The sequence below is a fragment of the Salinicola lusitanus genome (assembly GCF_038648475.1).
Lineage (GTDB): Bacteria > Pseudomonadota > Gammaproteobacteria > Pseudomonadales > Halomonadaceae > Salinicola > Salinicola lusitanus.
The window spans coordinates 3,941,874-3,961,658 of the sequence record NZ_CP151919.1 but is presented as its reverse complement, the minus strand read 5'-3'; the positions used below and the strand labels follow the sequence as shown (position 1 = coordinate 3,961,658).

Annotated in this window: 19 protein-coding genes; 13 read left to right on the top strand and 6 right to left on the bottom strand. The window is 64.0% G+C overall.

Going from position 1 to position 19,785, the window contains the following annotated elements:
* Nucleotides 1–16 precede the first annotated feature (16 nt).
* Complete coding sequence (locus AAGT95_RS17935; protein WP_110599166.1) at nt 17–1,315, bottom strand: NAD(P)/FAD-dependent oxidoreductase; 1,299 nt, start codon at nt 1,313–1,315, stop codon at nt 17–19.
* 319 nt (nt 1,316–1,634) lie between these two features.
* Here AAGT95_RS17935 and AAGT95_RS17930 point away from each other — a divergent pair, with 319 nt between their 5' ends.
* The 3 genes from AAGT95_RS17930 (at nt 1,635) to AAGT95_RS17920 (ending at nt 4,808) form a co-directional block, all read left to right on the top strand.
* Nucleotides 1,635–2,300 carry a phosphoglycolate phosphatase gene (locus tag AAGT95_RS17930; protein WP_342594680.1) on the top strand — a complete coding sequence of 222 codons (666 nt, stop codon included), beginning with the start codon at nt 1,635–1,637 and terminating at the stop codon, nt 2,298–2,300.
* Nucleotides 2,301–2,519: 219 nt separating this feature from the next.
* Nucleotides 2,520–4,016: an anthranilate synthase component I gene (gene trpE / locus AAGT95_RS17925; RefSeq protein ID WP_342596545.1), complete on the top strand. Its 1,497-nt coding sequence runs from the start codon at nt 2,520–2,522 to the stop codon at nt 4,014–4,016.
* A gap of 51 nt (nt 4,017–4,067) precedes the next feature.
* Nucleotides 4,068–4,808: a VTT domain-containing protein gene (locus AAGT95_RS17920; RefSeq protein ID WP_342594679.1), complete on the top strand. Its 741-nt coding sequence runs from the start codon at nt 4,068–4,070 to the stop codon at nt 4,806–4,808.
* A gap of 112 nt (nt 4,809–4,920) precedes the next feature.
* Here the strand turns inward: AAGT95_RS17920 and argF are convergent, their stop codons facing one another.
* Nucleotides 4,921–5,838 (bottom strand): ornithine carbamoyltransferase, encoded by a 918-nt coding sequence (gene argF, locus AAGT95_RS17915; RefSeq protein WP_110599173.1) that lies wholly within the window; start codon nt 5,836–5,838, stop codon nt 4,921–4,923.
* 417 nt (nt 5,839–6,255) lie between these two features.
* Between argF and grxD the strand changes: the two genes are divergently transcribed.
* Nucleotides 6,256–6,600 carry a Grx4 family monothiol glutaredoxin gene (grxD, locus tag AAGT95_RS17910; protein WP_110599175.1) on the top strand — a complete coding sequence of 115 codons (345 nt, stop codon included), beginning with the start codon at nt 6,256–6,258 and terminating at the stop codon, nt 6,598–6,600.
* A 71-nt stretch (nt 6,601–6,671) separates the two neighbouring features.
* Here grxD and rnt read toward each other — a convergent pair whose 3' ends face one another.
* The gene (gene rnt / locus AAGT95_RS17905) at nt 6,672–7,337 is read right to left on the bottom strand and encodes a ribonuclease T (RefSeq protein WP_110599177.1); all 666 of its coding nucleotides are present in this window, start codon (nt 7,335–7,337) and stop codon (nt 6,672–6,674) included.
* A 223-nt stretch (nt 7,338–7,560) separates the two neighbouring features.
* Here rnt and AAGT95_RS17900 point away from each other — a divergent pair, with 223 nt between their 5' ends.
* From AAGT95_RS17900 to AAGT95_RS17885, 4 genes are all read left to right on the top strand, one after another.
* Nucleotides 7,561–8,781 (top strand): argininosuccinate synthase, encoded by a 1,221-nt coding sequence (locus tag AAGT95_RS17900; RefSeq protein WP_110599179.1) that lies wholly within the window; start codon nt 7,561–7,563, stop codon nt 8,779–8,781.
* Nucleotides 8,782–8,845: 64 nt separating this feature from the next.
* Nucleotides 8,846–9,151, top strand: coding sequence for an HlyU family transcriptional regulator (locus tag AAGT95_RS17895; RefSeq protein WP_342594678.1), 306 nt, complete (start codon nt 8,846–8,848; stop codon nt 9,149–9,151).
* A 155-nt stretch (nt 9,152–9,306) separates the two neighbouring features.
* Nucleotides 9,307–9,969 (top strand): glutathione S-transferase family protein, encoded by a 663-nt coding sequence (locus tag AAGT95_RS17890; RefSeq protein WP_110599183.1) that lies wholly within the window; start codon nt 9,307–9,309, stop codon nt 9,967–9,969.
* Between the two features lie 109 nt (nt 9,970–10,078).
* A complete protein-coding gene (locus tag AAGT95_RS17885) occupies nt 10,079–10,594 on the top strand; it encodes a DUF1161 domain-containing protein (RefSeq protein ID WP_342594677.1) in 516 nt (171 codons plus the stop codon).
* A gap of 15 nt (nt 10,595–10,609) precedes the next feature.
* On the opposite strand, the gene nth is transcribed toward AAGT95_RS17885, so the two are convergent.
* The 3 genes from nth to metG all read right to left on the bottom strand — a co-directional run bounded on the left by nth (nt 10,610) and on the right by metG (nt 14,530).
* On the bottom strand, nt 10,610–11,248 hold the full coding sequence (gene nth / locus AAGT95_RS17880) for an endonuclease III (protein WP_110599186.1): 639 nt from the start codon (nt 11,246–11,248) through the stop codon (nt 10,610–10,612).
* Nucleotides 11,245–12,261: an RnfABCDGE type electron transport complex subunit B gene (locus AAGT95_RS17875; protein WP_342594676.1), complete on the bottom strand. Its 1,017-nt coding sequence runs from the start codon at nt 12,259–12,261 to the stop codon at nt 11,245–11,247. The genes nth and AAGT95_RS17875 overlap by 4 nt, the downstream gene beginning before the upstream one ends.
* Before the next feature lie 208 nt (nt 12,262–12,469).
* The gene (gene metG / locus AAGT95_RS17870) at nt 12,470–14,530 is read right to left on the bottom strand and encodes a methionine--tRNA ligase (protein ID WP_342594675.1); all 2,061 of its coding nucleotides are present in this window, start codon (nt 14,528–14,530) and stop codon (nt 12,470–12,472) included.
* 182 nt (nt 14,531–14,712) lie between these two features.
* On the opposite strand from metG, the gene AAGT95_RS17865 reads away from it, so the two are divergent.
* The 5 genes from AAGT95_RS17865 to AAGT95_RS17845 all read left to right on the top strand — a co-directional run bounded on the left by AAGT95_RS17865 (nt 14,713) and on the right by AAGT95_RS17845 (nt 19,762).
* On the top strand, nt 14,713–15,486 hold the full coding sequence (locus AAGT95_RS17865) for a GNAT family protein (protein ID WP_342594674.1): 774 nt from the start codon (nt 14,713–14,715) through the stop codon (nt 15,484–15,486).
* 59 nt (nt 15,487–15,545) lie between these two features.
* On the top strand, nt 15,546–15,956 hold the full coding sequence (locus tag AAGT95_RS17860) for a hypothetical protein (protein ID WP_342594673.1): 411 nt from the start codon (nt 15,546–15,548) through the stop codon (nt 15,954–15,956).
* A gap of 29 nt (nt 15,957–15,985) precedes the next feature.
* The gene (locus AAGT95_RS17855; protein WP_342594672.1) at nt 15,986–16,294 is read left to right on the top strand and encodes a DUF2845 domain-containing protein; all 309 of its coding nucleotides are present in this window, start codon (nt 15,986–15,988) and stop codon (nt 16,292–16,294) included.
* Between the two features lie 113 nt (nt 16,295–16,407).
* Nucleotides 16,408–17,337, top strand: coding sequence for an AEC family transporter (locus AAGT95_RS17850; protein WP_110599197.1), 930 nt, complete (start codon nt 16,408–16,410; stop codon nt 17,335–17,337).
* A gap of 25 nt (nt 17,338–17,362) precedes the next feature.
* Nucleotides 17,363–19,762, top strand: a complete 2,400-nt coding sequence (locus tag AAGT95_RS17845; RefSeq protein ID WP_342594671.1) for a DNA polymerase II — start codon at nt 17,363–17,365, stop codon at nt 19,760–19,762.
* Nucleotides 19,763–19,785 lie beyond the last annotated feature (23 nt).

Below are 19,785 nucleotides of genomic sequence, written 5' to 3'. Positions count from 1 at the left end.
TTTCGGGGTCGATGCCTCAGTGCAATTTCATCTTCGGCCTGATGTAGCGGTTGAGGCCATCGACGATGACCGTCATGCCCGTCTTGAAGATGCCGTGAATCGCCATCTGGTGCATCCGGTAGAGGGAAGCGTAGAACAGTTTGGCCAGCCGGCCCTCGATGAACAGGCTGCGCGCCGAGGCGCCACGCATCAGGCTGCCGACCGCCTCGAAGTGGGCCAGCGAGATCAGCGAGCCGCGATCGCGGTAGACGAACGGCTTGAGCGGCTTGCCATCCATGGCGGCACGCAGATTGTGGTAGCAGTGGGTCGCCTGCTGGTGGGCGGCCTGGGCCCGGGGTGGCACGCGCTTGTCGCCGGGCTGCGGGCAGGAGGCGCAGTCACCGAAGGCGAAGATGCGCTCGTCGTCGAGGCTCTGCAAGGTCTCGTGGACCTTGACCTGGTGGTTGCGCTCGGTGGCGAGCCCCAGCTGCGACAGGAATTCCGGCGCGCGAATGCCGGCGGCCCAGACGCTGAGGTCCGTCTCCAGCGGCTCGCCGTCGGCGGTAATGAAACCGTGGGCGTTGGCCTCGGTGACCCGGGTATCGACATGGATCTTGACCCCGAGTCGCTCGAGCTCACCGTGAACCGCACGGCTGATCCGCTCCGGCAGGGCCGGCAGGATGCGCGGTGCCGCTTCGATCAGGTGGACCTCGAGCTTGCCGCTGTCGAGCGCCGTGAACCCGTAGCTGTGCAGCATCCGGGAGGCGCCGAAGAGTTCGGCGGCCAGCTCGACGCCGGTGGCGCCCGCGCCGACCAGACCGACGGTCAGCTTGGGGTGTGTCCGGCGCTCCGGATCGCTGTAGCGCAGGAAGGTATTGAGCATGCTGCGGCGAAAACTCTCCGCCTGCTGCGGGCTGTCGATGAAGTGACAGTGCTTGGCCACACCGGGCGTGCCGAAATCGTTGGAGACGCTGCCGACGGACAGCACCAGGTAGTCGTACTCGAGCTCACGGGCCGGCAGCACGACGGCGTCGTCCTGGTCATGGATCGGCTCCAGCGTGAGGGTGCGGTTGTCACGATCGATGGCGCTCAGCGTACCCCGCTGGAAGCGGTAGCCGTGACTCTTGGAGTGGCCCTGGTAGGAGACCTCGTCGAGCCCGGAGTCGAGGGTGCCGGTGGCGATCTCGTGCAGCAGCGGCTTCCAGATGTGAGTGGGGTTGCGGTCGACGAGGACGATGTCGGCGCGCTGGGACTTGCCGAGCTTGCGACCCAGGCGGGTTGCCAGCTCGAGTCCGCCCGCGCCGCCACCGACCACGACAATGCGTGGTGTGGTCATGGGAAAACTCCAATCGAGAAATCGGAAAAATGAGAAGGGTACAGCCGGGGAAACCGGGGTCGTCGGGCCGGGCGTTTCGAGGGGGCTCGGAGAGGATGGCTGGTGAAAGGCAGGCACACCGAGAGCCGAGTGATGACGACATCGGATTGCGAGACTGCACGTTCACGGAAATGAGCACCCGTCGATGCGACGAAAGATGTGCCCGAGGATACGCCGATCGTCGACACTTGGCATCCGTGGGTTGCGTAAACTTACGCCATTTTGGGTAAGCTGCTACGCGATGTGTCACCTCTCCACCCGTTCACTCGAGGATTCCGTCATGCACCCATCGCTTCAGGACATCCGATTGGTCGCCTTCGATCTCGATGGCACCTTGATCGACTCCGTGCCCGATCTGGCGGCGGCGGTGGACACGATGCTGAGCGAGCAGCGCCTGGTGCCGGTGGGCGAGGCCAAGGTGCGCGACTGGGTGGGCAACGGCTCGTACAAGCTGGTCGAGCGGGCGTTGGCCAGCGTGCTGGGCGAGGAGCCGGACGCGGACCGGGTAGCGGCTAGCCATGACGGCTTCCTGCGGGCGTATCACACCGCGCCCTGCAAGCGCACCCGGGTGTATCCCGGTGTCCGCGAGGCCCTCGGATCCCTCGAGACGAAAGGAATCATTGTCACGCTGGTCACCAACAAGCCCGCGGCGTTCATCGACCCGATTCTCGACGCGCTTGAGCTGCGTCGCTATTTTCGCCTGACGCTGGGCGGGGATTCGCTGGCGGAGAAGAAACCCCATCCCGCACCACTGCTCCATCTGGCGGCGCAGTTCGGCGTCGCCCCTGCGCAGTGCCTGATGGTGGGGGATTCGCGTCACGACGTGGAAGCGGGAAGGCGGGCCGGCTTCCGCACGCTGGCGGTGCCGTATGGCTACAACCATGGCGAGCCAGTGGCCTCGAGCCACCCGGATGGCGTGGTTGAATCGCTGGGGGAACTCGTTTAGGGTTTCCTGAACGGCGCCATGGCGGTTGTGGCGCCGTTCTTGCGCAGCTCCCGACCTTTCCGTTTTCCCTCGACCGAGCTTTGACATGCGACCGGATATCCAACGTCTTTCCAGCCCCAGCGTGTTGATACGCCACGTGACGCGTTGGCGATGGTGATCGTCAGTCGAACCGTTTCGTTTGCCGATTGCTGATTCTCACTGCTGGAGCCCGGTCCCATGATGACCCCCGATCGCTTTGCCGAGCTGGCGCAAGCCGGCTACAACCGTATTCCGGTCACCCGCGAGGTGCTGGCCGACCTGGATACGCCGCTGTCGACCTATCTCAAGCTGGCCGATGCGCCCTGGACCTTCCTGCTCGAATCGGTGCAGGGAGGGGAGAAGTGGGGGCGCTACTCGATCATCGGGTTGCCGAGTCGGGAGCGTATCGAGGTGCGGGGCCTGACCGTCCGGCACATCGTCGATGGCGAACAGGTCGGCGCCAGTCAGGTCGAGGACCCGCTGGCCTGGATCGAGCGGTTCCAGGCCAAGTTCAAGGTGCCTGACCTGGACGACCAGCCACGATTCGACGGCGGCTTGGTGGGTTACTTCGGCTACGACACCATTCGCTATATCGAACCGAAACTGCGTACTGCGCTCGCTGCCGAGAAGCCCGATCCCATCGGCGTGCCGGACATCCTGCTGATGGTGTGCGACGACCTGGTGGTCTTCGACAATCTCTCCGGCCGGCTCCAGTTGTGGACTCATGCCGACCCGGAGTCGCCCCACGCCTATGCCGACGCGGTCGAGCGACTCGAGACCCTGGAGTTGAAGCTGCGCAGCGCGACCTTCAACACCTTGAGTCCGGGTACCGGCCGTGCGGACGTCGCCGAGGACGACTTTCACGCCAGCTTCAGCGAGCAGGGCTACAAGGACGCGGTGGCGACCATCAAGGAGTACGTGCTGGCCGGCGACGTCATGCAGTGCGTGCCGTCCCAGCGCATGTCGATTCCCTACCAGGCGCCGCCGCTGGATCTCTATCGGGCGCTGCGCAGTCTCAATCCGTCACCCTACATGTTCTTTCTGAATCTCGATGACCATCACGTGATCGGATCATCGCCCGAGATTCTGACCCGTCTGGAGGGGGGCGAGGTGACCGTCCGCCCGATCGCCGGCACGCGCCCCCGCGGCGCCACGCCCGAGCAGGACAAGGCGCTGGAGGAAGAGCTGCTGGCCGATCCCAAGGAGATCGCCGAGCACCTGATGCTGATCGACCTGGGCCGCAACGATATCGGCCGCATCAGCGAAATCGGCACGGTCGAGCTCACCGACAAGATGGCGATCGAGCGTTATTCCCACGTCATGCACATCGTCTCCAACGTCACCGGCAAGCTGCGCGAAGGCATGTCGGCGATGGACGTGCTGCGTGCCACCTTCCCGGCCGGCACGCTCTCCGGCGCACCCAAGATCCGGGCGATGGAGATCATCGACGAACTGGAGCCGGTCAAGCGTGGTATCTATTCCGGTGCCGTTGGCTATCTCTCCTGGCACGGCAACATGGACATGGCGATCGCGATCCGCACGGCGGTGCTGAAGGATGGCGAGCTGCACGTCCAGGCCGGTGGCGGCATCGTCGCCGATTCCAATCCCGACGACGAGTGGAACGAGACGCTCAACAAGCGCCGGGCGCTGTTCCGGGCCGTGGCGATGGCCGAGAAAGGGCTCGACAACCTCGAGTGATGCCATCGGCTGTCATCTGCGTGTCATGCTTGTCGCTTTACATCGGGAGGCATGACACATGCCGATTCCGCTTTCCCCGATGATGCCCGATCCGATGTCGCCGCCACGCGGCAGCGCTCTCTGCCGCGGCGGCAGCGCGCCATGAAACCCGCCTGGCGCTGGTGGCGGGTGGCCCTGGCGGCGGGGCTCGGCGTCGCCCTGTGCGTGCTGTTCGCGGCGTACGGCGGCGTGCCCCACGGCTGGCTCGAGGAGCTGCAGCTGCTGCCGTTCACCCTTGCCATGATCGTGCTGCCGGCACTGGGCGTGCCGATGACCCCCTTCTTCATCGTCGCCGGGCTGCGCTTTGGCGTGGCCGGCGGCCTCGCCGTGGCCGCGCTGGCAACGCTGTGCAATCTGCTGCTCTGCTATGCCATCGCGCACAGTCGCCTGCGCCCGCGTCTGCGACAGCTGCTCCAGCGGCGCTTTCCCGCGTTGGGAGAGCTCGATGCGGATCGCCGTAGCGCTTGGCGGGTCACCTTCCTGATCAAGCTGGTGCCGGGCGTGCCGATGTTCATCAAGCACTACGCCCTCGGCGTGGCCGGTGTGCCGCGCTCGATCTATCTCACGGTGGCGCTGCTGACCACGGGGCCTTACGGGGTGGCCTTCGTGGTCCTGGGAGAGTCCGCCCTGAGCGGGGATCTGGGGCAGGCCCTGGGGGCGCTGGCGGCGCTCGCGCTGATTGCGGTGTCGCTGCTGGCCTGGCGTCAGGCGCGCCGACGTCGCCTGGCACGGCGGGCGGTACAGGGGGAATAGACGGCGGAGAGGCGGCGAAGAAGCGTTGAATGGCCGGCTCGCTGCGGAGCCGGCATCGCCGCCAGCGTCAGGGCCGGCGGTGATGAGGGCGTGTTGGCTCAGTCGGCCCGGCTCAGTCGACCCGACCCAGCAACAGGAACTCGATCAGCGCCTTCTGGGCATGGAGGCGATTGCCGGCTTCCTGCCACACCACGGCGCGTGGGTCGTCGAGCAAGGTGGTGCTGATCTCCTCGCCGCGATGTGCCGGCAGGCAGTGCAGGAAGATCGCCTCCTCGTTGGCCTGATCCAGCAACGCTTCGGTGACCTGGTAACCGGCGAAGTCCCGCTCGCGCTTGGCCTGTTCTTCCTCCTGACCCATGGAGGCCCAGACATCGGTCGTGATCAGGTCGGCACCGCTGATGGCCTGGCGTGGGTCGCGCAGGATCGTGACCCGGTCGCCGGCGGCCGCGACGATATCCTCGCGCGGCTCGTAGCCCTCGGGACAGCAGATGCGCAGCTGGAAATCGAACTGCCGGGCGGCGTTGATCCAGGAGTGACACATGTTGTTGCCGTCACCGATCCACACCGCCGTCTTGCCCTTGACCGGCCCACGGCACTCGGTCCAGGTCATGACGTCGGCCAGCAGCTGGCAGGGGTGATAGTCGTCGGTCAGGGCGTTGATCACCGGCACGGCGCTGGCGGCGGCAAACGCCTCGAGGCCGGCGTGAGAGAAAGTCCGGATCATCACCGCATCGACCATTTCCGACAGTACCCGCGCGGTATCCGCGATCGGTTCTCCGCGGCCGAGCTGGGTATCCCGCGATGACAGGAAAAGCGCATGGCCGCCGAACTGTGCCATGGCGGTTTCGAACGAGACCCGGGTTCGCGTCGAGGACTTCTCGAAGATCATCGCCAGGGTGCGATTGCTGAACGGCGTGTAGACGGGACCGTTGGTCTTCAGCCGGTTCTTGATCGTGATCCCGCGCTGGATCAGGTAATCGAGCTCTTCGGCGGAGAGATCCAGAAGGGTCAGAAAGTGGCGTGCGCTCATGGGTGGATTCCTGTCGTGTCTTGACGTTGAGACATGGGCTTCAAGGCATGCGGCATCATCCCGGCGCGCCGCACTGAAAACTCGATCGGTGGCCATGCCCGCCATGGCGACTGCCACCAGAAAAAGAAAAAAGCGCCGCGGGCGGGGCGCCCGGTGGGGCGTCTCGCTAGACGGCGCCAGGATCGATGCGATGGGAAAGCCGCGCCCTGGGCGGGCGTCGGTGGCCAGCGTCGATCCGTGCGAAAGCCAATCATCCTAACCAGACCCCGTGAGCGGCGCAACGCCGTGGAATGCCTTCACGGATCGGCGGGGGTGTTTTCGGTCGGTGTCATCAGTAGAATGGTCTTACGGTCTTTTATATTCGCGCACACGCGAAGGGTGGGCCAGCGGCTCTCTCTTCCCGCTACAGGACGTCTCATGAGCGATACCATCGAAGCGATCAAGCAGCAGATCAGTGACAACGCCATCCTGCTCTACATGAAGGGATCGCCCCAGCTGCCCCAGTGCGGCTTCTCTGCCCAGGCGGTCCAGGCGTTGATGGCATGCGGCGAGAAGTTCGCCTTCGTCAACATCCTCGACAATCCGGATATCCGGTCGGAGCTGCCCAAGTACGCGAGCTGGCCGACGTTTCCCCAGCTGTGGATCGACGGCGAGCTGGTAGGCGGCTGCGACATCATCGTCGAGATGTACCAGAACGGTGAGCTGGAGCCCATGGTCAAGGCTGCTGCGGCCAAGGCTGCCGAGGCCTCCAGCGACAGCTGAGTCGGCACGTCGCAGATTGTCGTTGCCGTGAAAGGCGCCCGTCCCAGGACGGGCGCCTTTCGTTTCAGCGCTCAGACGTCGTCGAGACCCTGCTCCTTCATCGCCAGATTCCAGCCGCCCAGATCCTTGAAGCGGTTGACGATGGCGCAGAACAGCTCCGCCGTGCGTTCGGTATCGTAGCTCGCCGAGTGGGCCGAGGAGTTGTCGAATTCGATACCGGCTGCCTGACAGGCTCGCGCCAGGACCGTCTGGCCGTAGGCCAGGGCCGACAGCGACGCGGTGTCGAAGCTGGAGAAGGGGTGAAAGGGGTTGCGCTTGATATTGCAGCGATTGACCGCGGCGTTGAGAAACCCCTGGTCGAATGAGGCGTTGTGGCCGACGAGGATGGCCCTGGAGCAGTCGTGGGACTTGATGGTCTTGCGAATCGGCTTGAAGATTCCGTCCAGCGCTTCACGCTCACTGACGGCGATCTGCTTGCGGAAGGCGCTGGAGAGGTCGATGCCGGTGAAATCCAGGGCGGACTGTTCGACGTTGGCCCCCTCGAAAGGCTCGACGTGGAAGGCGATGGTATCCAGTGGCAGCAGGTTGCCCTGATCGTCCATCGTCAACGGCACGGCGGCGATTTCCAGGATCGCATCCGTTGCCGAATTGAACCCGCCGGTTTCGACGTCTACCACGACCGGGAGATATCCGCGAAAACGCTGCGCCATCAGCTCTTTCGTGCTGGCGTCCGACATGCAATGACTCCCATTCCCTTGGTGTGGTAGTGGTAATGTGTAGAGGAAACCGTGGTCCTGAAACCGCGTAGAGTCTAGCAGTTTCGGTCATTGGCGTCCCGTCGCTCGGTGTTCGTGGCTGGCCGGGAGCGTTATAATTTCCGACCGCACCGTTCGCCGATTGCCGCACGTCAACGAACCACATACCTTGCTCATCAATTCAAACTTGCTAAGGAGCTGTCGCATGTCCGATGTCAAAAAGGTCGTCCTCGCCTATTCCGGCGGCCTTGACACTTCCGTGATCGTGAAGTGGCTGCAGGAAACCTACGCTTGCGAGGTGGTCACCTTTACCGCCGATATCGGTCAGGGCGAAGAGGTCGAGCCGGCGCGAGCCAAGGCGCAGGCGCTCGGGGTCAAGGAGATCTACATCGAGGACCTGCGGGAAGAGTTCGTTCGCGATTACGTCTATCCGATGTTCCGGGCCAACACCATCTACGAGGGCGAGTACCTGCTGGGCACCTCCATCGCGCGCCCGCTGATCGCCAAGCGTCTGATCGAGATCGCCAACGAGACCGGCGCCGACGCCATTTCTCACGGGGCGACCGGCAAGGGCAACGACCAGGTGCGCTTCGAGCTGGGCGCCTACGCGCTCAAGCCGGGGGTCAAGGTGATTGCGCCGTGGCGCGAGTGGGACCTCAACTCCCGCGAGAAGCTGATGGCGTACTGCGAGGACAATGACATCCCGGTCGATTTCTCCAAGAGCAAGAAGAAGTCACCGTACTCGATGGACGCCAATCTGCTGCACATCTCCTACGAGGGCGGCATTCTCGAGGATCCGTGGGCCGAGGCGGAAGAAGAGATGTGGCGCTGGAGCGTGGCGCCGGAAGCCGCGCCTGACCAGCCGACTTACATCGAGCTGACCTACGAGAAGGGCGATGTCGTCGCCATCGACGGCGAACCGCTGAAGCCGCACGAGGTGCTGGCCAAGCTCAACAAGCTGGGTGGCGACAATGGCATCGGCCGTCTCGACATCGTCGAGAACCGCTATGTCGGCATGAAGTCCCGCGGTTGCTACGAAACGCCGGGCGGGACCATCATGCTGCGCGCGCATCGCGCCATCGAGTCGTTGACGCTCGACCGCGAGGCGGCACATCTCAAGGACGAGCTGATGCCCAAGTACGCCAAGACCATCTACAACGGTTACTGGTGGAGTCCGGAACGGCGCATGCTCCAGGCTGCCATCGATGAGACCCAGACCTTCGTCAACGGCGTGGTGCGGATGAAGCTCTACAAGGGCAGCGCGACGGTGGTCGGGCGCAAGTCCGAGCAGTCGCTGTTCGACGAATCGATTGCCACGTTCGAGGATGATGCCGGCGCCTACGACCAGAAGGACGCAGAAGGCTTCATCAAGCTCAACGCGCTGCGTCTGCGGATCGCGGCCGGCAAGGGCCGCTCCGCGAGCTAGCGCTGTCCGACCCAACCCCCGATGCCGATATCTGCGATGTCGGCATCCGAATCGGGAGCAACGTATGTTCAAGAAACTGTTTTCCGGGCTGCTGGGCGGTGGCGACGCCAGATCCACCACGCCCAAGCAGGAGCGCGAGCCGGTCGAGTACAAGGGGTTTCTGATCGTGCCCGAGCCGCAGGATGCCGGTGGCCAGTATCGGGTCAGTGGGTGGATTCGCAAACCGGTCGATGGCGGCGAGACCCTGGAGCGACGCTTCGAGCGTTCGGACGTGGTACCGGGCGAAGATGGTTGCGTGGAACTGACGATCACCAAGAGTCAGCGCTATATCGATGACGTCGGTGACGAGATGTTCGAGCAGCAGCACTGACGACCTTCTATCGATCTCGATGACGGCGCCTGCAGGGCGCCGTTTTCGTCAGTGGCGGCTTCAACGATAACTTCCTATGGTTAAGAGCGTTCCCGGAGGCCGCTGCAAACCCAGGCGGCCGGGAGAGTCGAAGAAACCGGCAAGGAAGCGTTGACATGATCACTGTTCACCACCTCGAAAATTCCCGGTCGCAGCGTATCCTGTGGCTGCTGGAGGAGCTGGGTGTCGAGTATGAGGTCCGAACCTACCGACGCGATCCCAAGACCATGCTGGCGCCCGCGGAGCTGAAACGGATCCATCCGCTCGGCAAGTCGCCGGTCATCACCGATGACGCCTACACCGTCGCCGAATCCGGCGCGATCATCGAATATCTCGTCTCCCGCTATGACGGTGACGCCCTGGTACCGGAGGCCGGTACGCCGGAGCGGCTGCGTTACACCTACTGGCTACATTACGCCGAAGGCTCGGCGATGCCGCTGTTGGTGATGAAGCTGGTTTTCTCGAAGTTGGGCAAGCCCCCCGTACCCGCGGTCATTCGTCCCATCGGCAGGCTTCTGGCCAATGGGGTCCGACAGAAGTTCCTCGACCCCCAGCTCGAGATGCATCTCGATTACTGGGAGAGTGAACTGCGTCAGCACCCGTGGTTCGCGGGCGATGAGTTTAGCGCGGCGGACATTCAGATGAGTTTTCCGTTGCTGGCGGCCGAAAGTCGTGCCGACCTCTCCGGACGTCCCAATATCAAGAAAGTGCTGCAGAATATGCGCGACCGCCCGGCCTATCAGAGAGCGATCGAGAGAGGCGGCGAGTTTCGGTTGTGAGACCTTCCGGCTCCCCGTCGGGTGAGACGGGATGATCGGCTCGGTACTTCCCGCGCGAATTGGCGGTCCTGGCCGCGGTTCGTGCATTGCCATGGGGTGAGGAGTGTCTATGCGTGTTATTACCTGGAAGTTCGCCGTCGTGGCGGGGTTGAGTAGTGCTTGCCTGGCATCGTCGCTCGCTTGGGCCCAGGCGCAGCAGGGCGATTCGCCGTTCGACCAGCAACCCGAGACGCGCCTGGCCTGCGAAAGGCTCAAGGCACAGATCGATCAGACCATCCGCGATAATGGTGCTCGCCACTTCCTGCTCGAGATCGTCGACAACGCCCAGGTCGATGATGGCGTGGTGAAGGAGGGGGAGGCCTTCGCTGGCGCCGAGGTGGTCGGCAGCTGCGATGGCGGCACACGCAAGATCGTCTACAGCCGTGACGGGGCGACCGAAATGAGCGTCACGGCCCCGGAAGCGGAGACATCCTCTGCCCCTGCCCCGGACGGTGCCGCGAACGGCGATGGCAGCAGCTTGCCGGAGGCCGCGCCCACCGCGCCCGAGTCCATGGGCGAGGAGGCGGTGCCGACACAGGAGCAGGAAAGCGTGGACAGCGGCCGGGAGCCGGAGTCGAGCCCCTGACCGCCGTCATCGGTACTAGCCGATCTCGACCTTGTCGGGATATTCGCACAGATCCTCGATCACGCAGCTACCACAGCGCGGCTTGCGCGCCAGGCAGGTGTAGCGGCCGTGCAGGATCAGCCAGTGGTGGGCATCCTTGAGATAAGCCTTGGGAACATGGCGCAGCAGCTTCTGCTCCACTTCGAGCACGTTCTTGCCCTTGGCGATGCGGGTGCGGTTGGCGACTCGAAAGATGTGCGTGTCGACCGCCATCGTCAGTTCGCCGAATGCCGTGTTCAGAATCACATTGGCGGTCTTGCGTCCCACGCCGGGCAGCGCTTCCAGCTCGGCGCGGGTGCGCGGGATATCTCCTGCGTAGCGCTCGGCCAGGATGTGGCAGGTCTTCATCAGGTTCTCGGCCTTGGTGTTGTAGAGGCCGATGGTCTTGATGTGGGCCTTCAGCCCGTCGAGTCCGAGATCGATGATCGCCTGCGGCGTATTGGCCACCGGGAACAGCCTTGCCGTGGCCTTGTTCACGCCCACGTCCGTCGCCTGGGCCGACAACAGTACCGCCGCCAGCAACTCGAACGGCGTCGACCAGTTCAGCTCGGTGGTCGGTTCGGGGTTGTGCGCCTTGAGGCGAGCAAAGATCTGCTCTCGCTTGGTGGCATTCATGAGCTCGTTCCATGATGGTCGCCCGCGCCAGTGGCAGGCTGGTTGGCGGGCGATCGGCTGGCCAGGGAGATCAGCCGTTCCGCCTCGCGTATCTTGTCCTGGGCCTCCGCGATGCCCGCCTGGTCGCCCTGACGTCGGTAATGCTCCAGCTCCTGTCGCGCCTTGCGCAGCGCCTGTTCCGCCGCCGCCAGGGCGATATGACAGTGATCGCGTGCGGCGTGCCGATTCGGTGATGGCACGGTTTCGAGTTGCCGCTTCAAGGTGTCGAGCTGTTCCTCGAATCCCGCCAGGCGCTCGAGAAGCGCGGGACGCCGTGCCTCTTCGGCGTTATCCAACTGGCGCTGCAGGCGCTTTCGACGCGCGGTCAGGGTCGCTATCTGTGCCTTCAGAGCGGTAACGTCGATATCGGCAGGTCGTTCACGTGATGTCGCGGGCGCCTCGGTCACCTGCCGTGCCGCTGCGGCGCGGCGCTGTTCGCGCCTGTGACGTTTCCGTTCGGCCTTGAGGGTCAGGCGTCGGTTGCGGGCCTCGAAGCGTTGGCGCCCGTTGCGGGCGCGCCAGTCGAGATACTGCTGCCGTTCGGCATCACTGTTCGCCTCCGCCCAGCGTGGATGTTCGACGAGGTCGATACAGTCGACGGGGCAGGGCGCCACGCACAGCTCGCAGCCGGTGCATTCCGACTCGATCACCGTATGCATCTGCTTGGCGGCGCCGAGAATCGCATCGACGGGGCATGCCTGGATGCACTTGGTGCAGCCGATGCACTCGGCTTCTCGAATCACGGCCAGCAGCGGAGCCTGTGGCGGCTCGATCAATTCGAGAGGCGGACGGCCCGTGAGCGCGGCCAGTCGATCCCGTGTCGCTTCCCCGCCGGGCGGGCAGCGATTGACGGCCTCTCCCTCCACGATCGCCTCGGCATAGGGACGACAGCCGTCATGGCCGCATTTGCCGCATTGGGTCTGGGGCAGTTCGGCGTCGATAAGCTCGACGGTGATCGTGGCGGGGTGAGACAAGCGATGACTCTCCATTGGCACACAGGGCCTGCTCGCCGCCTCAGATGGGCGGCGCGGGGCGCTCGAAGCCGGCCATTATAGACGCTCGAAGTGGCCGCTCCCAACCTCGGCCATCTCGCAGCAGCAGACGGCTCGTCCGTGATCAACAAAGCGCGCGACCGGGGTCGCGCGCTCGTGGGCAAGTGTCACGCTGGCCGGGGCCCGGTCTTCAGGTCACACGCTGACCCGGTTTGGCGCCGCTATCCGGCGACAGCAGGTATATGCCGTCTTCATCGCCGGCGGCCATCACCATGCCTTCGGAGACACCGAAGCGCATCTTGCGCGGCGCCAGGTTGGCGACCATCACCGTCAACCGGCCTTCGAGCGCTTCGGGGGCGTAGACCTTGCGAATGCCGGAGAAGACCGTGCGGGTCTCGCCACCGAGGTCCAGGGTCAGCTTGAGCAGCTTGCTGGAGCCTTCGACCTGCTCGGCCTTCTTGATTTCGGCGATCCGCATGTCGACCTTGATGAAGTCGTCGAAGGTGATCTCGTCGGCGATCGGTTCGATGGCGGGCGCGTCGCCCGACTCGGCATCGGCGGGGGCTTTTCCAGTCAATTTCTTCTCCTCCTCGAGCACTTCCTTGGAAGACTCGATCATCGAGTCGATCTTGTCGCTCTCGACCCGGGTCATCAGCGGCTTGAACTTGCCGATGGTGCGACTTTCGAGCACCTGCTGGCGACTCTCCCAGTTCAGGCTTTCGACCTGCAGAAAGACGCGAGCCTGCTCGGCCATCGCCGGTACCACCGGCTGCAGGTAGACCATCAGCGTGCGGAACAGGTTGATGCCCACCGAGCAGATATCGATCACCTCCTGCTCGCGGCCGCCCTCCTTGGCCAGTACCCAGGGCGCCTTGTCGGCGATATAGGTGTTGGCCTCGTCGGCGAGTTCCATCACCTTGCGCATGGCGCGGCCGAATTCACGCGCCTCGAAGTCGGCGGCGATCTCGTCACCGGCGGCGATGAACCTGGCGACGAGCTCCGGCTCCGCGCAGGTCGCCGAGAGCTGGCCGTTGCCCAGCTTGTTGATGAAGCCGGCACAGCGGCTGGCGATGTTGACCACCTTGCCGACCAGGTCCGAGTTCACCCGCGCCGCGAAATCCTCGAGGTTGAGGTCGAGATCGTCGACCCGAGAGGTCAGCTTGGCGGCGAAGTAGTAGCGCAGATACTCCGGGTTGAGATGCTCGGCGTAGGTCTGGGCCTTGATGAAGGTGCCGCGGGACTTCGACATCTTGGCCCCGTTGACGGTCACGAAACCGTGGCAGTTGACCCCCGTCGGCGTGCGCAGGCCGGCGCCCTCGAGCATCGCCGGCCAGAACAGGGCGTGGAAATAGACGATATCCTTGCCGATGAAGTGGTAGACCTCGGCATCGGAGTCCGCCTTCCAGTAGCTGTCGAAATCGAGACCTTCACGGTCGCAGAGATTCTGGAAGCTGGCCAGGTAGCCGATCGGCGCGTCCAGCCAGACGTAGAAGTACTTGCCCGGCGCGTCCGGAATCTCGAAGCCGAAGTAGGGCGCATCGCGGGAGATGTCCCACTCGTTGAGCCCGGCCTCGAACCACTCCTGCAACTTGTTGGCGATCTGCGGCTGGACCCGGCCGGACCGCGTCCACTGCTTCAGGAACTCTTCAAAATTGGGCAGCTTGAAGAAGTAGTGGGTCGAGGTGCGTACTTCCGGCGTTGCGCCGCTGATCGCCGACACCGGGTTGATCAGCTCCGCCGGTGTGTAGGTTCCGCCGCAGACTTCGCAGTTGTCGCCGTACTGGTCCTCGCTGCCGCATTTCGGGCAGGTGCCCTTGATGAAGCGATCGGCCAGGAACAGCCCCTTGACCGGATCGTACATCTGCTCGATGTCGCGGGTGCTGATGTGGCCGGCATCGCGCAGTGCGGTGTAGATGCGCTCGCTGTGGAGGCGGTTCTCTTCGGAATGGGTCGAGTGGTAGTTGTCGAAGGCGACGCCGAACCGGGCGAAGTCCGCCTGATGCTCCTCGCTGACCTTGGCGATCAGCTGCTCGGAGGTGATCCCTTCCTGCTCGGCACGCAGCATGATCGCGGTGCCGTGGGCGTCGTCGGCGCAGACATAGTGGCACTCATGGCCGCGGCTCTTCTGGAAGCGCACCCAGATATCGGTCTGGATGTACTCCAGCAGGTGGCCCAGGTGGATCGAGCCGTTGGCGTACGGCAGCGCGCTGGTGACGAGGATCTGGCGCGAAAGCGAGGCGTTGTTCGACATGGCGACTGGAACATTCCCGTAACGAAACCCGCGGCGAACCGATGGCATCGACGCCGCGGGATGGATAGGCTGAAAACTTGGTCGCCGATTGTAGCACCTGAAGTGGGGTACATGGGTGTGGTGCCGCGCTTGAGCGCCGCATGGGGTGGCGGCGTCTTTGATAAAAACAAGAGGAGGGCGCAATGCGGGATGTCACCTTGGGTGTCGCGGAACCAGGATCGGGGGCCGCGCTGTACGACTTGATGACCTCGGATGAAACCTGGACTCGATTCAACGGCCCCGACTTCGGTTATCAGCGCCCCTCGTTGAATGAGTTTCTGGAAGGACGCTTCAAGCGGCTGTTGGCCGGCTATGACGCCCAGATCATCTTCTTGGAGGGGCGCCCGGTAGGCGAAGTCAGTTTCTGCTGGGAGTGCGAAGCAACCCGATGGTTGGAGGCCGGTATCGTGATCTACGACTCCTCCGTCTGGGGTAAAGGTATCGGTGTCCGTGCACTTTCCTTATGGATCACGAATCTCTTCGACCGATTCGATGTCGAGCGAATTGGCTTGACGACCTGGTCCGGCAACCCAGGCATGATGGCCTGCGCCGAAAAGCTCGGCTTTAGTCTGGAAGGGCGCCTACGCAAGGTTCGCTATTATCAAGGCGAATACTACGACTCCGTCCGTTACGGAGTGCTCAGGAGTGAATGGTCTCAGGTCGATACCTCTTGGCTAGCATCTTCCGAGCCATTCACCAGTGATCGTTCCGAGAGGGAGCTGCGCGAGACGGTACAGCGTATGGAGCGCCGTCTGGGCGAGGCTTTCGCGAAAAAAAGCCAGGGATTTTTCGATTGCTACCGGGAAATGGCAGGTCGCTTCGAGCGAGATCTGGGGCGCAACTCGCGAGATGTATGGCTGGCCAAGGCTAGTGCATTGATGCTGCTGCAGTCTTTACGCGGTAACGAGCAAGCGTAGTGAGCTTCAATCTGGAGCCTTTTTTTTGTTCACGGTATTGAGGTGTTCAGGGAGCGATCATGATTCATAAGCCCATGTGGCGTACGGCCGGTCTTGGCCTTGTCTTCCTCTGGTTCGCCATCGGCGGCATCGGTCATTTCGTGATGCTGGACGCCTTCGCATCGATCATTCCACCGGGCTTGCCCTGGCCCGAGGCGGCGGTGCTGATCAGCGGGTTCTTCGAGCTGCTGGGCGCCGTCGGTATCTTGCTGCCACGCTTTCGTGCGTTGGCTGGCTGGGGGCTGGTGGTACTGACGATCTGCGTGACGCCGGCCAACGTCTACATGTGGCTGCACCCCGAGCTTTTTCCTCAGGTCCCGGAGTGGGTGCTGTTCTGGCGGCTGCCGTTCCAGGTGTTCCTGCTGTTCTGCATCGTGGCCTCGACGCAGAAGCGCCTGCCAGGTTTCACCACTCAGACGCATGGCCAATGACCTTGGCCCGCTCTGGTCGTCGAGCCGGCATGCGGGGTGGCCGCCAGGCGTCGTCGATCGGCTTGGTGATCCTGTCGCTGAGTGTCGCGAATCCCGTGATCGCGATGCGATGCCAGGGTGGGCTGACCGCCAACGGCGATACCCCCGAACAGGTCCTGCAAAAATGCGGAGCACCGGCGTCGCGTGTGATCGAACTGCCGCAGCGCCGCGGCGGCCATCTCATCGAAGGCGCGGTAAGGGTCGAGCGCTGGGTATATGGCCCCAGGCACGGTGCTCGCTACCCTCTGCGATTCGTGGCGGGAAAGCGGGTCGACGAGCGTCTCGAGCTCAGCCCCTGATGGCTGGCGTGGCCGGCGTTCGATCCTCTCGCTCCGGGCCGACCGACGATGCCTTCCAGTGCTACAGTTAGCGGCCAAATCGTTACCGCCGACTGTCGCTAAAGGAATCCCGGATGGCCGAAATCGATCTCTCCCAGTCGCTCTGGATGCTGCTCTTCTTCGTGGCGCTGGGTTGGCTGGCGGCACGACGGTTGAGGGTCGATCCGCGGCCGATAGCGACGCTGCTCGTCTACATCATTTCACCGCTGACTTTCTTCCATGGCCTGACCCAGGGGCAGCCCAGCGCCGACAAGCTGGTCCTGACGGCCAGCGTGCTGTTGCTGGCGACTTGCCTATGCGTCGTGGTCAACGGGGTGGCCAGCCGCTTTTTCGCCGAACAGGAGCGGGCGCTGCTGGCCTTTTCCGCCGGCACCGGCAACACGGGTTACTTCGGGTTCCCGATCGCGCTGGTGCTGCTGCCGCCAGAGGGGGTGACGCTCTATCTCTTCTGCATGCTGGGGGTTTCGCTCTACGAGTTCACGGTGGGTTTCTATGTCAGCGCCCGGGGACGTTTCTCGGTGAAAGAGAGCCTGGCCCGGTTGGCAAGGCTGCCGCTGATCTACGCCTTCGCGGCCGGCATGCTGGTCAGCGCGCTGGGCTGGCAGGTACCGGATGTCGTTGCCGATGGGCTCGACTACTTCAAGTACTGTTTCACGGTGCTGGGAATGATGATCATCGGCATGACCCTGGGACGCGTGACGTGGCGGGAGTTCGACCTGCGATTCGTTGCCGGCTGCGTGGTGGTGCGCTTTGTCGTCTGGCCGCTGGCGACGCTATTGATGGTGCTGCTGCTGCGAATGAGCGTGGGAATCTCGGACTCGCTGGCGCTGGCCTTTCTGCTCATCGGCGCCGTCCCCATGGCCGCCAATGTCGTGGTCATCGCCATGGAACTGGAGATTCGCCCCGAGAAGGGCGCCATCGCCGTACTGATCACCACACTGGCCGCACCCTTGCTGATACCGGTCTATCTCGGGTTCGCGCTGCCGTGGGTGCTCTCCTTCTGAGGGCTCTTCGAACGGAATGGAACGGATGTCGACCGACGTGCAATCGAATAGCGTGACGCAACGGGGCTTCATCCTGACCCGGCATTGGCAGGATACGCCGGCCGGCACCGAGGTGTCGCTTTGGCTGGCCACCGACGATGGGCCGAAATGGGTGCGCCTGCCGCCACAGACATCGGTGGCTTTCCTCCCGGCCGATCAGCGCGAGAGGGCCGAACGCTCGATTCGCCATGAGCGCGATGTGGAACTGCGTGAACTCGATCTCAAGGACTTCGAGTCCCGGCCGGTGCTCGGTCTCTATTGTCGGCAGCATCGTCAGTTGATGAACCTGGAGCGACGTCTCGCCGACGCCGGTGTCGAGCTGTTCGAGGCCGATATCCGGCCACCGGACCGCTATCTGATGGAGCGCTTCATCACCGCGCCGGTCGAGGTGATGGCGACCCAGGCGGCCGACGGCTCGCTGATCGATGCCCAATTGAAGCCGGCGCCGGCCTATCGGCCGCAGTTGAGGCTCTGCTCGCTGGACATCGAGACCAGCGAGCGCGGCGAGCTCTACTCGATCGGCCTGCACGGCTGCGGCCAGCGCATCGTCTACATGCTCGGCCCGCCGGCGGGGGCGGGCAGCGAGGCGGATCGCGAGCGCGACTTCGAGCTTATCTACTGCGACTCCCGCGCCGACCTGCTGCACGCGCTGAATGCCTGGTTCGCGCGCTTCGACCCGGATGCGATCATCGGCTGGAGCGTGATTCAGTTCGACCTGCGCCAGTTGCAGCGTCACGCCGATCGCTTGAATGTCGCCCTGCGGCTGGGGAGAGGCGGAGCGCCGGTGGAGTGGCGGGCCCATGGCCACCAGCCCAATCACTATTTCGTCACCATTCCGGGGCGGCTGGCGATCGACGGTATCGAAGCGCTACGCTCGGCGACCTGGAGCTTTCCCTCCTTCAGCCTCGAAAACGTTGCCCAGACCCTGCTGGGCGAGGGCAAGGCGATCGACAATCCCTACCAGCGCATGGCCGACATCAATCGGATGTTCGCCGAGGACAAGCCGGCGCTGGCGCGCTACAACCTCAAGGATTGCGAGCTGGTGACGCGGATCTTCGCGCATACCCGGATCATCGACTTCCTGCTCGAGCGGGCCAGCGTCACCGGGCTCTCCGCCGATCGCAGCGGAGGCTCCGTCGCCGCATTTTCGCATCTCTACCTGCCGCGCATGCATCGGCTCGGCTTCGTTGCCCCGACCCTGGGCAGTCGCGACGGCGACGACAGCCCGGGTGGCTATGTGATGGATTCGCGCCCGGGACTCTACGACTCGGTACTGGTGCTCGATTTCAAGAGTCTCTATCCCTCGATCATCCGCTCGTTTCTGATCGACCCGGTGGGGCTGGTCGAGGGGCTCGCCGACCCCTCGCCCGAGCAGGCCGTGCCCGGTTTCCTGGGAGCCCATTTCTCGCGCACCCGACATGCGCTGCCGGCGATCGTGGCGCAAGTCTGGGAGGGGCGCGAGGCGGCCAAGCGCGAGGGCAACGCACCGCTGGCCCAGGCGTTGAAGATCATCATGAACGCCTTTTACGGCGTGCTCGGCTCGCGGGGCTGTCGCTTCTTCGACCCGCGGCTGGCTTCGTCGATCACCATGCGCGGCCACCAGATCATGCGCCGTACCCGGGAGTTGATCGAAGCCGAGGGTTATACCGTTATCTATGGTGACACCGACTCGACCTTCGTATGGTTGGGCGGGGCGCACGAGGCCGACGCCGCGAATACGATCGGCACTCGGCTGGTGGCCAGAGTCAACGCCTGGTGGCAGCGCCATCTGCAGGAGGCGTTCCAGCTCGACAGCGCCCTGGAGCTTCAGTTCGAGACGCACTTCACCCGATTTCTGATGCCGACCATTCGCGGTACCGAAGAGGGCAGCAAGAAGCGTTATGCCGGCCTGGTCCGCGAGGCGGACGGCAGCGAGCGACTGGTGTTCAAGGGGCTGGAGTCGGTGCGCGCCGACTGGTCGCCGCTGGCGAGGACATTTCAGCGGGAGCTCTACCGGCGGATCTTCGCCGACGAACCCTACCGCGATTACGTGCGCGAGATCGTGCAGCGGACACTGGCCGGGGAGAACGACGATCAACTGGTGTATCGCAAGCGACTCAGGCGCAAGCTGGACGACTACCAGCGCAATGTTCCGCCCCACGTGCGCGCGGCACGCCTGGCAGACGAGTTCAATCGCCAGATGGCGCGCCCGCTCCAGTACCAGAATGGCGGCTGGATACGCTACGTGATCACGGTCGCCGGCCCGGAGCCGCTGGAGAATCGGCGTTCGACGATCGACTATGAACACTACGTCAGTCGTCAGTTGCAACCGGTCGCCGACGGCATCCTGCCGTTCGTGGGCGAGGATTTCGAAAAGCTCACCGGTCGCCAGTTGGGGCTTTTCTGAACGTTCTCGATGCTCCATCCCCG

Bases quoted from the DNA above. Each gene is read 5' to 3' on its own strand.
- AAGT95_RS17850 (WP_110599197.1), top strand. From the start codon at position 16,408: ATGGCCGAAATCGATCTCTCCCAGTCGCTCTGGATGCTGCTCTTCTTC.
- argF (WP_110599173.1), bottom strand. From the start codon at position 5,838: ATGAGCGCACGCCACTTTCTGACCCTTCTGGATCTCTCCGCCGAAGAG.
- metG (WP_342594675.1), bottom strand. From the start codon at position 14,530: ATGTCGAACAACGCCTCGCTTTCGCGCCAGATCCTCGTCACCAGCGCG.
- trpE (WP_342596545.1), top strand. From the start codon at position 2,520: ATGACCCCCGATCGCTTTGCCGAGCTGGCGCAAGCCGGCTACAACCGT.
- AAGT95_RS17920 (WP_342594679.1), top strand. From the start codon at position 4,068: ATGACACATGCCGATTCCGCTTTCCCCGATGATGCCCGATCCGATGTC.
- AAGT95_RS17885 (WP_342594677.1), top strand. From the start codon at position 10,079: ATGCGTGTTATTACCTGGAAGTTCGCCGTCGTGGCGGGGTTGAGTAGT.
- AAGT95_RS17855 (WP_342594672.1), top strand. From the start codon at position 15,986: ATGCGGGGTGGCCGCCAGGCGTCGTCGATCGGCTTGGTGATCCTGTCG.
- AAGT95_RS17845 (WP_342594671.1), top strand. From the start codon at position 17,363: ATGTCGACCGACGTGCAATCGAATAGCGTGACGCAACGGGGCTTCATC.
- AAGT95_RS17865 (WP_342594674.1), top strand. From the start codon at position 14,713: ATGCGGGATGTCACCTTGGGTGTCGCGGAACCAGGATCGGGGGCCGCG.
- rnt (WP_110599177.1), bottom strand. From the start codon at position 7,337: ATGTCGGACGCCAGCACGAAAGAGCTGATGGCGCAGCGTTTTCGCGGA.
- AAGT95_RS17900 (WP_110599179.1), top strand. From the start codon at position 7,561: ATGTCCGATGTCAAAAAGGTCGTCCTCGCCTATTCCGGCGGCCTTGAC.
- AAGT95_RS17895 (WP_342594678.1), top strand. From the start codon at position 8,846: ATGTTCAAGAAACTGTTTTCCGGGCTGCTGGGCGGTGGCGACGCCAGA.
- AAGT95_RS17935 (WP_110599166.1), bottom strand. From the start codon at position 1,315: ATGACCACACCACGCATTGTCGTGGTCGGTGGCGGCGCGGGCGGACTC.
- grxD (WP_110599175.1), top strand. From the start codon at position 6,256: ATGAGCGATACCATCGAAGCGATCAAGCAGCAGATCAGTGACAACGCC.
- AAGT95_RS17860 (WP_342594673.1), top strand. From the start codon at position 15,546: ATGATTCATAAGCCCATGTGGCGTACGGCCGGTCTTGGCCTTGTCTTC.
- AAGT95_RS17890 (WP_110599183.1), top strand. From the start codon at position 9,307: ATGATCACTGTTCACCACCTCGAAAATTCCCGGTCGCAGCGTATCCTG.
- nth (WP_110599186.1), bottom strand. From the start codon at position 11,248: ATGAATGCCACCAAGCGAGAGCAGATCTTTGCTCGCCTCAAGGCGCAC.
- AAGT95_RS17930 (WP_342594680.1), top strand. From the start codon at position 1,635: ATGCACCCATCGCTTCAGGACATCCGATTGGTCGCCTTCGATCTCGAT.